Here is an 11,647-nt window from a genome sequence, read left to right on the forward strand (position 1 = left end):
CGCGGCCGGACCCTCGTCGTCGGCCGCCCGGATCGCCTCGGTGACCGCCCGGTTTCCGGCGAGGGTCGCTCCGAGCCGCGTCCTGCTCAGTGATCCGTCACACCACGCTCACCGGATGCCGGACCACCGCGTCGAACAAGTAGCCCTGTGTGTTCGGTACGGCGACGTCCGGCTGAGTACGGCCGGCTGCGTCCGTGGCACGGGCCAGCAGGTGGGTGGCGCCGGGTTCCTCGGGCTGCCAACCGAGGGACCAGCGGGTCCAGGTACCGGCGCGGGGGCGGTCGTGCAGGCGGGCAGGGCGCCAGTTCACCCCGCCGTCGGTGCTGACGTCGACCCGGGCGACGGCGCCCGCGCCCGACCATGACCGTCCGTGCAGTACGTGTCCGCGACCCGCCGTGAACGTGGCCCCGCTCGCCAGCTCGAAGGCGCTCTTCGTCGCCTGCCGAGTGAGCGGTGCGCTGCCGCCCTCCGGGTAGGAGGGGCCGAACAGCCGGTAGAAGGTGGTGTTCCAGGGCGAGTAGAGAGGCTGCGCGGACACCTGGATGTCGCCGACCCATTTGATCGACGCGATCCCCACCCAGGAGGGCACCAGCACCCGCACCGGGTAGCCGTGATCGTACGGAAGCCGCTCGCCGTTCATCTCGTACGCGAGCAGTACGTCGTCCAGAGCCTTGGCCAGCGGCAGCGGACGGCGTACCCGGCCCAGGCTCTCGCCGCCGCTGACGTACTCGGCGTCCAGACCGCGCGGCTGCACGTCCACGGCGTGGGGGGACAGACCGGCCCTGCGCAGCACGTCGGCGAGGCGCACCCCGCGCCAGCGCGCCACCCCGATCGCTCCCAGGGTCCACGCGGTGCCGGTGACCGTCTCGCCCTGCTGTGTCGTGTAGTAGGAGCGGCCGTTGCCTGCGCACTCCACGAAGGCAGTCCGGGTGACGGCGGGCAGGGCGCGCAGATCGTCGTACCCGAACTCCACCGGTCGGTCCTCACCGGGGTTGCCGCGCAGCCCGTTCCCCCACAGCCTCAGCCGCCAGTCGTCGGCCTCCAGCAGGGGGGTGGCGGTGTGGTTGCGTACGAAGAACAGCTCGTTGGGGGTGTGGTGGCCGGTTCCGCGCAGCGCCTCCCAGCGGGTCTCGGCGTTGGTACCGCGCTCGATGAACCACTCGGGCGGCAGCGGCTTGACGATTCCGGCGACGGCGGCGCGGGCGGAGCGGGGGTTCCCGAGTGCGGTCCCGGCGGCGGTGGCGGCGAGCAGGGTGAGCAGCCGACGGCGGGTGACCCCGTCAGCCCTGGCCTCACCGGCGAGCCACTGGCGCAGCCTTAGGCGGTCGTAGTCGGTTTCGTGGCGGTGCCCGGAGGAGTGGGCAGCAGACATGGCGGGTCCTCGTCATGAGAGGGGTGAAGGAGCACGGCAGGGGGCGGCACGGGCCACGGCCGGGGCATCCGGCGGCAGCCCACACGATTTCCTTTTCCACGGATCGGCAGAAACCGGTCCACGTTGATCTCCCGTTCGGCCAGGCCGAGCAGCCGGCGCGCCTCCCGGGTCCGGTGGTCGTGGCCGAAGACGGTGAGCGTGCCGGTAGTGGGACGGACGATGCTGCACACCGAGCCGATCAGCGTGGTCTTGCCGGCGCCGTTCGGGCCGAGCAGACCGAAGAAGGTCCCGCTGGGGATCTCCAGGTCCAGCCCGGCCACTACGGTGAAGCCGTCCTCGTACGTCTTGCCAGCCCCCTGGACGCGCAGGGCCGGCGGTCCGGTTTCAGCCATCGGAACGGTGGAACTGGTTGGCCGGTACCGGCAGCCCGTAGTGCTCGCGCAGCGTCGTGCCCTCGTACTCCTCCCGGAACAGGCCCTTGCCGCGCAGGATCGGCAGCACGTGCTGGACGAAGGCCGCCAGGCCGGACGGCAGGGCCGGTGCCATGATGTTGAATCCGTCGGCGGCACCGCCCTCGAACCAGGTGATGATCGTGTCCGCCACCTGCTCGGGCGTGCCGATGAACTCGAAGTGGCCGCGGCCGCCGCCGAGCCGCGAGATGATCTGGCGGACCGTTAGTTTCTCGCGTAGGGCAAGCTCGATGATGAGGTCGGAGCGGCTCTGCGAGCCCTCCAGCTTGGGCCGGGCGAGGATGAAGTCGGGGAGCGGGCCGTCGAGTTCGAACACCGACGGTTCGGTCTCGAAGACCGATGCCAGCTGACGCAGCCCGTACTCCGGTACGCGCAGCTCGTCGAACTCCTTCGCCAGCGCCCGGGCCTCCTCCTCGGTCGACCCGATGTACGGGACGATGCCCGGCAGCACGATCACGCCGTCCGGGTCTCGCCCCGCAGCGCGGGTCCTGGCCTTGATGTCGGCGTAGAAGGCGGCGGCGCGCTCGTACGTCCGGTGGGCGGTGAAGATCGCCTCGGCGTGCCGGGCGGCGAAGTCCTTGCCGTCCTCGGAGGAGCCGGCCTGGACGAGCAGCGGGTAACCCTGGGGCGGGCGCTCGACGTTGAGCGGTCCTGCCACCGAGAAGTGCGTGCCCCGGTGGTCGAGCCGGTGCAGCCGGCCCGGGTCCGCGTACCGCCCCGTGGCCTTGTCCGCCACGACGGCCTCGGACTCCCAGCTGTCCCAGAGCGCCTTGGCGACCTGGAGGAACTCGTCGGCCCTGGCGTAGCGCAGGGCGTGGTCGGGACGGTCGGCGAGGCCGAAGTTGGCCGCCTCGTCGGCGCCCGCCGAGGTGACGATGTTCCAGCCGGCGCGGCCACCGCTGACATGGTCGACGGAGGCGAGGCGGCGGGCGAGGTTGTAGGGCTCGTTGTACGTCGTCGACACGGTCGCGATGAGGCCGATCCTGCTGGTCGCCTGGGACAGCACGGTCAGCAGCGTCAGCGGTTCGAGTTGGCCGGGCGGCCGGAACTCGCCGGTGCCGTTCAGGGCCGGCCCGTCCGCGAGGAACAGCGAGTCGAACTTGGCGCTCTCGGCCAGCCGGGCCAGCTCGATCCAGTGCCGCAGGTCGAAGTCCGCCCGCGGGTCGCTGTGCGGGAGCCGCCAGGCGGCCTCGTGGTGGCCGGCCTCCATCAGGAAGGCGTTGAGGTGGAGCCGGCGGCGTCTCTCGCTGACGTGGCTCACGTGGCTCACGAGGTGACCTCCAGCTTCGAGCTGTCGTAGCCGGCCGGGAGGAGGTTGTCGGTGATCGACGCGACGTCGACCGTCTTGGTGATCTGGCCCGCCTCCAGGAAGGCGTCGGCGAGCTTCTGCTCCGCCGCGATGTCCGACTTCTCCACCGGGGTGACGCGGGTCTCGAAGGTCTCCAGGGAGGCCTTCGCGTCGGCCAGCGGGATGCCCTCTTCCTTGGAGACGGCCTCGGCGTACTTGTCCTCGTGCTTGATGGCCCAGGCGAACTCGTGGGCCAGCCGCTTGAGGACGTCCGTGAGGGCCGCCCGCTTCGTCTTGTCGTTCAGCGACTTCTCGCTCGCGACGTAGTAGCTGCTCGTCTGGTCGATGGGCGGAAGGCCCTTCGCCAGGATCCGCGCACCGTTCTTCACCGCGATGGCCGACTGCGGGTTCCAGATCGACCAGGCGTCCACCTTTCCGGTGTTGAACGCCGTCGCGCCGGCCGCCGGATCCAGGAAGACCAGCTTCACGTCCTTGGGGCCGAGACCGACGCTCTTGAGGGCGTTGAGGGCGAGACCGTGGGCAGAACTGCCCTGCGGGACGGCGAGTTTCTTGCCCTTGAGGTCCGCGAGCGTCTTCAGCGTCGAGCCCTTCGGCACGATGATGTTCTCGTTGGCCTGGTCGGGCCTCAGGGAACGGTTCACGGCGACGACCTTGAAGCCGTACTCCTTCGCGGCGCCGGTGATGGGCGGTACGTCGCCGACGCTGCCCAGGTCGATGTCGCCCGACGCGGCGGCCTGGACGAGCGGCGGCCCGTAGGTGAAGCGGGCGAACTTCACCTTGTACGGCGCGTTGTCGAAGACGCCGGTGATCTTCGCCAGCTCCTGGCTGCCGTCGCCGCCGTTGTCACCGATGGTGAACGTGTAGTTCTTCCACTCGGGGTGGCTGTCGGCACTCGATCCGCTCACGTTGCTCAGCGGTGCCGCCGCCTCCGACTCCGATCCGCAGGCGGCGAGGGGACCCGCGAGGGCGAGCAGGCCGAGGGCGCCGACTGTTCGGGCAAATCTTGTGGGCATGGTTCTCACGTGCTTTCTGTGCAGGGACGGGGCGGGCGGGAGCGGGGGGGATGACTGGCTTGGATTCAGTGCTGGTTGGCGAGACCGAGGTCTTCGAGGAGCGCGGCGCGTAGTTCCTCGCGGGCGACGCTCGCCTCGCGGTCGGCGGCGGACAGCTCGACCAGGTGCGAGGTGCCGATGCGTCCGTTGCTCATGACGACGACGCGGTCGGCCAGCGCGATCGCCTCGTCGACGTCGTGGGTGACGAGCAGCATGGCCGCGTGATGCCTGCTGCGCAGCGCCCGCACGAGGTCGTGCATGCGCAGCCGCGTGATCGCGTCGAGTGCCGCGAACGGCTCATCGAGCAGCACGAGTTCGGGCTCCGAGACCAATGCCCGGGCCAGGGACACCCGTTGGGCCTCGCCGCCGGAGAGTTCCTTGGGCCACGCCTTCTCGCGGCCCGCGAGCCCGACCTCGGCGAGCACGTCGAGGGCCCGCTGGTCGGCGTCCGGTCCGTGCAGGCCGAGGGTGATGTTGCGCAGTACCCGCTGCCACGGCAGCAGCCGGTCGGCCTGGAAGACGATCGCGCGCCTGGCCGGGACCTCCACCCGCCCGCCGTCGGGCCGGTCGAGACCGGCGAGCAGCCGCAGGAGGGTGCTCTTGCCGCAGCCGGAGGGGCCCAGCAGGACCACCAGCTCCTCGTCGGCGATGGCGAGGTCCAGCTGATCCAGGACGACCCGCTCGCCGAACCGCCGGACGACCTTCTCCACGGCGGCGCCGGTCTGCTGCCGGGGCTGTGCCCGGACGGTGGTGCTCATGACGCCTCATAACTGGGACGCCACCGCAGCAGCACCCGCTCGAGAACCCGGACGAACTGGTCGGCGAGCAGACCGAGGAGCGAGTAGATCACCAGCCCCACGAAGACCTGGTCGGTCTGCAGGTACGTCTGCCCCTGCGTGATGAGGAAGCCGAGGCCCTTGTCGGCGTTGACCGTCTCGGCCGCGACCAGGCCCAGGACGCTGTAGGCGAGCGAGAACCGCAGGCCCACCAGGAATCCCGGCAGGGCTCCGGGCACCAGCACCCGTGTCACCAGCCGCCAGGTGCCCGCTCCCGTCGTCCGTGCCATCTCGATGAGCCGCTGGTCGACACCGCGGATCGCGGCGAAGAGGTTGACGTACATGGGGACGCCGGCGCCGAAGGAGATCAGCAGCACCTTCGTCAGCTCGTCGATGCCGAACCACACGATCATCAGCGGCAGTACCGCCAGCAGCGGGATCGTGTTCAGGATCTGCACGACGCCGTTGAACAGGTACTCGCCGCTGCGCAGCAGCCCGCCCAGTACCCCGCTGACGATGCCCACGGTCAGCCCGACGGCCAGGCCGATGCCGGCGCGTTGCAGCGAGATGGCCAGGTCGGGTCCGAGGACGCCCTGTCGCCACAGGTCGACGGCGGACCCGACGATGGAGGTCGGCGCCGGGGCGTAGGTCTTCTGCAGCACTCCAGCCCTGGCGAGGATCTCCCAGGCGATGAGGATCACGACCGGGGTGGTGTAGATGCCCAGCGGCCAGCGCAGCCGCTCGCGGAGCGTGTGCAGCGGGGTCCGGCGGCGGGCGTCGAGCGGCAGGAACACCTCGCGTCCGGGCACGCCCGTCGTCTCGGCGACCGCCGGGACGACGGCCGGCCTCTTGAGGCTGACCTCGGTCATGCCGCCACCTCCAGCACCTTGCTGTAGTGCGAGGCGTCGCCCACGAGTTGTTCGCTGCGCCAGCCGTCGACGCCGACCGGCACGTCTCCGGCGACCGTCACCCGGTTGAGGCGGCGCGGGTGGTCGTCGTAGTTGTCGACCCCGTAGTGCTGGGTGATCCTGTTGTCGAAGATCAGCAGCTGGCCGGGGGCCCAGGTCCAGCGCAGGATGTTCTCCGGGCGGGTCACGTACGACTGGAAGATGCGCAGCAGATCGGCCGAGTCACTGTGCGACAGGCCTGCGATGCGCTTGGCGAAGCCGCCGATGAACAACCCGCGTTCGCCCGTCAGCGGATGTACGCGCACGAGGGGATGCTCCGTCTCGTACGGTGTCGAGACGAAGACCCGGTCGTACGCCCGCTGTTCGGGCGTCGTGGCGGCGGGGCGCGCGTAGTCGTACTGGTTGGTGTGCACGACCCGCAGCGAGTCGGCCAGGGCCCGCAGCGGCTCGGGCAGGTCGCGGTAGGCCGCGGCGGCGTTCGCGACGAGCGTCTCGCCGCCGTAGGGCGTGGTCACGATGGACCGGAGCGTGGTGAGCTGGGGCGGGTTGAGCACGAAGGTGACGTCCGTGTGCCACTCGTTGGCCTTGGACGTCTCGCTGTCGACGGCGAGCACGTTCGTCGTCCCGTCGGCGGCCGGCACGTTCGGGTGGGCGGTCGTCAGGTCGCCGAACCAGCCGGCCACCCGCTCCTGACCGGCGTTGTCGAGGTTCACGTCGTCGAACACGATCGCCTTGTGCTCGTCGAGGGCATGACGGAGCGCCGTGACCGTCGAGGGATCGGCGGGCGCGGCGAGGTCGACGCCGTCGACGAGCGCGCCGATGCGGCCCGTGAGCTTGCGGATGGTCGGAGGCATGAGGAGGTCCCTCTCGAGGAATGGGGCGCAGTGCCGGGTGCTGAGAGCCGGGGTGAACGGGTGACGAGCAGCGGTGAACGGCCCCGAAGCCGGTGCTGGGTCCGGTCGCGATGCGGGGTCCGACGCCCTCGCGAGGAGTGCCGGACGAAGGTCAAGCTGTGCGGTGGAGATGTGGCGACAGCAGCCGACGGCACATCCCCTCACTGATCTCGGGGAGCACCATGCGCACCGCGGCCCGAGGAAGCCGGGGCACTGGGGAGCCGGGGAGCCAGGGGGGAGAAGCAGTCGCGCGGTGGACACCGCTGAGGCGGAGGCTTCGCACCGCCCCTTCCGGAAGTACGCCCAGGGCGCACTCCGGCCACTGCCGGGAGCCGCTCAGCGGATCAGCCGATCAGCCGATCAGCGGGCAGCGGGCAGCGGGCAGCGGGCAGCGGGCAGCCGACAGCGGATCAGCGACACGCCTTCCGGATCAACTACAACAGAACGCGCTGGAGACATGCGCCAGGTCGATGTGGCGCCTCCGGGTCAAATCCACACGCGGGGTCATGGGACGTGAGTTGAGCAGACACCCACCGCGTCGGTCAATGATTTCCGACCAGCTCTCACATTACGGAAACGTGGAACGTCTCCACCCTGGCGGGATGATCTGCGCAGGCGTGGCCGTTGCACGAAGGACAGGACACGCAGCGGGAGGGAGCCGACATGACCGTCCAGGACGTCGACCGGGTGAGCTTCGTACAGGAGTGGGAGGAGTGGCACCGGCAGAAGGAGGCGGTGCTGGCAGGCCCGCACGGGTTCCTCGCGATCACCGGCCTCCATTGGCTGAGCGACGAGCCCACCCGGTTCGAGGACGCGCCCGGTGCCTGGTCGAGCACCACCGACGGCGTGGTCGTCGAGTTGGACGAGGGCGAGGAGCTGGTCATCGACGAGCAGGTCGTGCGCGGCCGCCACGACTTCGGCGTCCTCGCCGAACGCGCCAGTGTGTACGTCAGCTGGGGCGACGCGGTGATCGAGGTCGCCAAGCGCGGCGGACACGACATCGTGCGCCCCCGCCACCCCGGCAACGCGCTGCGTACGGAGTTCACCGGGACGCCTGCGTACGAGCCCGACGCCCGCTGGGTGCTCTCCGGCCGCTTCCTGCCCTTCGACAGCCCGCGCCCGGTGACCGTCGGTGCCGCCGTCGAGGGTCTTGAGCATGTCTACGACTCCCCCGGCCAGGTCGAGTTCGAGCTGGAGGGCACTGCGCACCGGCTCACCGCGTTCGACGGCCCGACGCCCGGAGCCCTGATGGTGCTGTTCACCGACAAGACCTCCGGTGTGACCACGTACGCGGCGAACCGCTCCCTCCAGATCCCCGCCCCCGACGCCGACGGCAGGGTGACGATCGACTTCAACCGCGCCGCCAACCTGCCCTGCGCCTACACGGACCTGGCCACCTGCCCGCTGCCGCCCACCGAGAACCGCCTGCCGGTCGGGATCGAGACGGGCGAGAAGATCCCGCTGGAACGCGGCGGACGCCCCTGACGGAACGCGCTCTCCCGGCCCCCGTCGCCGTCACCGTCGTCCGCGGTCGGCGGCGGGGGCTGTCCGCGGGTGCCGGCCGGCGGGATCCCGTGGTCCGGGGGGCGGCGAAGGGCCTGGCTGTCCGGTGACGCCACCGGCCCATCGCGTGGTGGCCGACCATGGACCGGCGCGGTCCGTCGAGACGGATTCCCGTCATGTGCGTGCTTGCTCCGAGAGCGCCTGGGTGAAGTGGGTGACGGGGCGCGCCACCCGTTCCCCGTCGAGGGTGATGTCGACCGCCTCGTTGTAGAAGGCGAGGAGCCCCTGGACGGCGCCGACCGCGGGCAGCGGGTCCGGGTAGCTCCAGACGACGTTGGGCGGCACGTCGGCCTCACCGCGCCACGACCAGTACTCGGCGGTGCCCTTGTAGGGGCAGCCGGTGTGATGGTCGGTGGCTTCGAGCAGGTCGAGGCGGACGTCCTCGCGCGGGACGTAGTAGCGGGTGGGCAGGCCGGTCTCGAAGAGCAGGACCGGTCGGCGGGTGTCCGCGACGACCGTGCCGTCGATCTCGACCACGAGGTGACGGCTGCTGGGGATGGCGTCCACCCGCTTGTGCGGGTCACGGGGGTGGATGAAGATCTCTTCCTCCTCCTCGTACCAGTGGTCCAGGCCCCGCCCGACGCGCCGGAACCACTCGAAGGCGATGTGATCGGCCAGGTCGGCGGCCGGGAAGGTCCAGGCGGCGTTCTCCAGCAGCTCACCGTCGATCTCGACGTCGTAGAAGATCCGCGACCCGGTGTGCGTACCGGTCTGCGGGTTCTTCGCGGGGCGGAGGAGTTCCTCGCGTACCTCCGTGCGCGGGAACGCGTACAGCGGTACGGGCACACCGGGCTCCCAGACGAGGACGGGATGGCGGCTGTCGACGACCGTGACATCACCCTTACGGCCCCGCACCCAGCGTTCGCTCGGCTCCCACAGGAGTCCCTCGGGGGTGGTCCGCACGGCCCGTGCGGTGGGGAATGTGGTCATGGCCGGCTCTCCTTCGGCTTGCTCAGGCGGTGACTTCGGCGACGTAGGGGCGGTTCTCCCGCCAGGCCGCGAGCTGCTCGGGGCTGCCGAAGACCCGCAGGTACTCCTCGACGTTGCCACTGGCACGCTCCCACACCGAGACACAAGGTGCGTCCACCAGGCGTCCCGGCACCTGAGACGGTCGCGTCTTCCCGAACTGGGCGTCCGGTTGCGGCATTGACGTACGACAAAACCGATCCGTACGATCGCCAACGGCATTGAGTGTCAGCGTCAGGCCCTGGCTCGCTGACCGGCAACCCTCCCACGCGGTGGGGTGCTCCAGGTGAAAGCCCGGCGGGATCACCGATGACTCCCGCAAGCGCGTGGCGCCGTGACCGGGGCCGGAGACGAGGGGAGGGACCGGCATGCGACACAGCGATGACCACGCCGCCTCCCCCGCCGACGCCACGGCGTACTCCCGGCTCTCGCGCCGGCGCCACATCGATCTGAAGCGTTCGACCAGCTGCCTCTGTCGGTTCTGACCGGCCCGCCTGTCGTCGGCTGACCTCCGTCACCGGCCACGGCTCCTTCGCGCCGTCCTTTCCCTCGCCACCGGTTCTCGGTGTCGTTCGTTTCCCATCCCCCTTGTCTGCACAGCGCCTCCCCGGCCGGTTCCGATCCGGCCGGGGCCGCACGCCGCCGCACGGCCGTGCCTCGCTGCCCCGTAGCCCGGCACCCCGTGCCGGGTGACACGAGTAGGAGAACTCCCTCCGTGACTGCACTCCCGGATTTCAGACCCTCCCGATGGGCGCCCCTGGCCGCGCTCCTGACCACCAGCGTCCTGCTGACCGCGTGCGGTTCGGGCGACGACGGCTCCGGCGGCGGAAGCGGCCCGGCGAAGTCCGGCGGCACCCTGACCTTCGCGGTGGGATCCGACGCCGGCTGCGTGGATCCGCAGCAGGTCGCGAGCAACGACACCATCTACTCGGTGCGGCAGATCGTGGACTCCCTGACCGACCAGGACCCGAAGACCGGCAAGATCGTGCCGTGGCTCGCCAAGAGCTGGGACATCAGCGCCGACGCGACGACGTTCACGTTCCACCTGCGCCCGGGGGTCACCTTCAGCGACGGGTCGAAGCTGACCGCGCAGGTGGTCAAGGACAACTTCGACGCGGTACCGAACCTCGGCGCCCTGGGCACCCTCGCCGAGGGCTATCTGAGCGGCGTCAAGAGCACCACCGCGGTGGACCCGCTCACCGTCAAGGTGGCCTTCAAGCAGCCCAACGCCCAGTTCCTGCAGGCTACTTCGACCCACTCGCTGGCCATCGAGTCATCGGCGAGCGTCAAGAAGACCCCGCAGCAGAAGTGCAGTGACGGTGTGGTCGGCTCCGGGCCTTTCGTGCTGAAGCAGTATGTGCAGAACCAGTCGGTCACCCTGGCCAGGCGCACCGGGTACGACTGGGGTTCCTCGCTGTGGTCGAAGAAGGGCGAGGCCTACCTGGACAAGCTGGTGTTCAAGGTCGTGCCCGAGGCGGGGGTGCGGGCCGGCAGCCTCCAGTCCGGGCAGGTGGACGTGATCAGCAGCGTCGGCAGGGCCAACGAGGCGGCGCTCAAGGGCGGCCAGGTCGCCCTCCGGAGCCGGGCCAACCCCGGCGTGGTGTTCGGTCTGGGACTGAACAACTCGCGGCCCCTGCTGAAGGACGCGAAGGTGCGCCAGGCGATCCTGGCCGCCGTCGACCGGAAGCAGATCGCCGACACCGTCTTCCCCACCGGCACCCAGCCGGCGACCAGCATCCTGGCGCACACCACGCCCGACTACACCGACCTCTCCACCGACCTCGCCTTCGACGCGGCCAAGGCCAAGTCCCTGCTGGACGAGGCTGGTTGGAAGGCAGGTGGCGACGGAGTCCGCACCAAGGGCGGCAAGAAGCTGAGCCTGACCATCAGCTGGTTCCCCAACGCGGCGACCAACCAGCCCGCGCTGGAGCTGGTCCAGCAGCAGCTGAAGGCCGTCGGGATCGACGTGGTGCTCAAGCAGCTCCCGGTCACACAGTTCGCCACGACGCTCCAGTCGGGTGACTTCGACGTGGTGTGGGGGAACACGACCCGCGCCGACCCGGACATCCTGCGCAGCTCCTTCTCCACCCAGCTGGCCAACTTCTACCATCTTCCCGCCAGTTCGCTGGACACGGCGCTGTCCGCGCAGGCCGCGACCACGGACACCGCGAAGCGCAAGCTACTGGTGGCGGAGGCGCAGCAGCTGATCGTGCAGAACGCGTACGACGTGCCGGTGGTGGAGCTCCAGACCCAGCTCGGCGTCTCGAACAAGGTGCACGACCTGACCTTCGACTCCGGCAGCCGCCTCCAGCTGCACGACACCTGGGTCGGATAGCGG

12 protein-coding genes and 1 riboswitch are annotated in these 11,647 nt (G+C 70.3%); of the genes, 3 read left to right on the forward strand and 9 right to left on the reverse strand.

The genetic code is table 11. The features are described 5' to 3' along the window. Positions 1–97: 97 nt before the first annotated feature. From AB0N16_RS36015 to AB0N16_RS36045, 7 genes are all read right to left on the reverse strand, one after another. Positions 98–1,372, reverse strand: coding sequence for a sulfite oxidase (locus AB0N16_RS36015; RefSeq protein ID WP_365804245.1), 1,275 nt, complete (start codon positions 1,370–1,372; stop codon positions 98–100). Then, positions 1,318–1,764, reverse strand: a complete 447-nt coding sequence (locus tag AB0N16_RS36020) for an ATP-binding cassette domain-containing protein (RefSeq protein ID WP_365804247.1) — start codon at positions 1,762–1,764, stop codon at positions 1,318–1,320. Before AB0N16_RS36020 ends, AB0N16_RS36015 begins: the two co-directional genes overlap by 55 nt. Next, positions 1,757–3,112, reverse strand: a complete 1,356-nt coding sequence (locus tag AB0N16_RS36025) for an LLM class flavin-dependent oxidoreductase (RefSeq protein WP_365804249.1) — start codon at positions 3,110–3,112, stop codon at positions 1,757–1,759. The genes AB0N16_RS36020 and AB0N16_RS36025 overlap by 8 nt, the downstream gene beginning before the upstream one ends. Beyond that, positions 3,109–4,164 (reverse strand): aliphatic sulfonate ABC transporter substrate-binding protein, encoded by a 1,056-nt coding sequence (locus tag AB0N16_RS36030; protein ID WP_365804251.1) that lies wholly within the window; start codon positions 4,162–4,164, stop codon positions 3,109–3,111. The genes AB0N16_RS36025 and AB0N16_RS36030 overlap by 4 nt, the downstream gene beginning before the upstream one ends. A 65-nt stretch (positions 4,165–4,229) precedes the next feature. Beyond that, complete coding sequence (locus tag AB0N16_RS36035; RefSeq protein ID WP_365804254.1) at positions 4,230–4,961, reverse strand: ABC transporter ATP-binding protein; 732 nt, start codon at positions 4,959–4,961, stop codon at positions 4,230–4,232. Continuing rightward, positions 4,958–5,848: an ABC transporter permease gene (locus tag AB0N16_RS36040; protein WP_365804256.1), complete on the reverse strand. Its 891-nt coding sequence runs from the start codon at positions 5,846–5,848 to the stop codon at positions 4,958–4,960. Before AB0N16_RS36040 ends, AB0N16_RS36035 begins: the two co-directional genes overlap by 4 nt. Continuing rightward, complete coding sequence (locus AB0N16_RS36045; protein ID WP_365804259.1) at positions 5,845–6,741, reverse strand: TauD/TfdA family dioxygenase; 897 nt, start codon at positions 6,739–6,741, stop codon at positions 5,845–5,847. The genes AB0N16_RS36040 and AB0N16_RS36045 overlap by 4 nt, the downstream gene beginning before the upstream one ends. Before the next feature lie 702 nt (positions 6,742–7,443). Between AB0N16_RS36045 and AB0N16_RS36050 the strand changes: the two genes are divergently transcribed. Continuing rightward, positions 7,444–8,265 carry a DUF1684 domain-containing protein gene (locus AB0N16_RS36050; protein WP_365804261.1) on the forward strand — a complete coding sequence of 274 codons (822 nt, stop codon included), beginning with the start codon at positions 7,444–7,446 and terminating at the stop codon, positions 8,263–8,265. Positions 8,266–8,457: 192 nt separating this feature from the next. Here the strand turns inward: AB0N16_RS36050 and AB0N16_RS36055 are convergent, their stop codons facing one another. After that, positions 8,458–9,273: a DUF427 domain-containing protein gene (locus AB0N16_RS36055; RefSeq protein WP_365804263.1), complete on the reverse strand. Its 816-nt coding sequence runs from the start codon at positions 9,271–9,273 to the stop codon at positions 8,458–8,460. A 22-nt stretch (positions 9,274–9,295) separates the two neighbouring features. Next, positions 9,296–9,490: a hypothetical protein gene (locus AB0N16_RS36060; protein ID WP_365804265.1), complete on the reverse strand. Its 195-nt coding sequence runs from the start codon at positions 9,488–9,490 to the stop codon at positions 9,296–9,298. A 36-nt stretch (positions 9,491–9,526) separates the two neighbouring features. Continuing rightward, a riboswitch (SAM riboswitch) is annotated at positions 9,527–9,640 on the forward strand. Between the two features lie 37 nt (positions 9,641–9,677). Here AB0N16_RS36060 and AB0N16_RS36065 point away from each other — a divergent pair. Both AB0N16_RS36065 and AB0N16_RS36070 read left to right on the forward strand, forming a co-directional pair. Continuing rightward, positions 9,678–9,794 (forward strand): putative leader peptide, encoded by a 117-nt coding sequence (locus AB0N16_RS36065; protein ID WP_365804267.1) that lies wholly within the window; start codon positions 9,678–9,680, stop codon positions 9,792–9,794. Positions 9,795–10,024: 230 nt separating this feature from the next. Beyond that, on the forward strand, positions 10,025–11,644 hold the full coding sequence (locus AB0N16_RS36070; protein WP_365804269.1) for an ABC transporter substrate-binding protein: 1,620 nt from the start codon (positions 10,025–10,027) through the stop codon (positions 11,642–11,644). The last annotated feature ends 3 nt before the right edge of the window (positions 11,645–11,647 follow it).

The organism is Streptomyces sp. NPDC051105 (genome assembly GCF_040682795.1).
Taxonomy (GTDB): Bacteria; Actinomycetota; Actinomycetes; order Streptomycetales; family Streptomycetaceae; genus Streptomyces.

Excerpts from the sequence above, each read along its gene's own strand:
- AB0N16_RS36065 (WP_365804267.1), top strand. The coding sequence starts at position 9,678 with ATGCGACACAGCGATGACCACGCCGCCTCCCCCGCCGACGCCACGGCG.
- AB0N16_RS36015 (WP_365804245.1), bottom strand. The coding sequence starts at position 1,372 with ATGTCTGCTGCCCACTCCTCCGGGCACCGCCACGAAACCGACTACGAC.
- AB0N16_RS36055 (WP_365804263.1), bottom strand. The coding sequence starts at position 9,273 with ATGACCACATTCCCCACCGCACGGGCCGTGCGGACCACCCCCGAGGGA.
- AB0N16_RS36030 (WP_365804251.1), bottom strand. The coding sequence starts at position 4,164 with ATGCCCACAAGATTTGCCCGAACAGTCGGCGCCCTCGGCCTGCTCGCC.
- AB0N16_RS36045 (WP_365804259.1), bottom strand. The coding sequence starts at position 6,741 with ATGCCTCCGACCATCCGCAAGCTCACGGGCCGCATCGGCGCGCTCGTC.
- AB0N16_RS36050 (WP_365804261.1), top strand. The coding sequence starts at position 7,444 with ATGACCGTCCAGGACGTCGACCGGGTGAGCTTCGTACAGGAGTGGGAG.
- AB0N16_RS36035 (WP_365804254.1), bottom strand. The coding sequence starts at position 4,961 with ATGAGCACCACCGTCCGGGCACAGCCCCGGCAGCAGACCGGCGCCGCC.
- AB0N16_RS36020 (WP_365804247.1), bottom strand. The coding sequence starts at position 1,764 with ATGGCTGAAACCGGACCGCCGGCCCTGCGCGTCCAGGGGGCTGGCAAG.
- AB0N16_RS36040 (WP_365804256.1), bottom strand. The coding sequence starts at position 5,848 with ATGACCGAGGTCAGCCTCAAGAGGCCGGCCGTCGTCCCGGCGGTCGCC.
- AB0N16_RS36060 (WP_365804265.1), bottom strand. The coding sequence starts at position 9,490 with ATGCCGCAACCGGACGCCCAGTTCGGGAAGACGCGACCGTCTCAGGTG.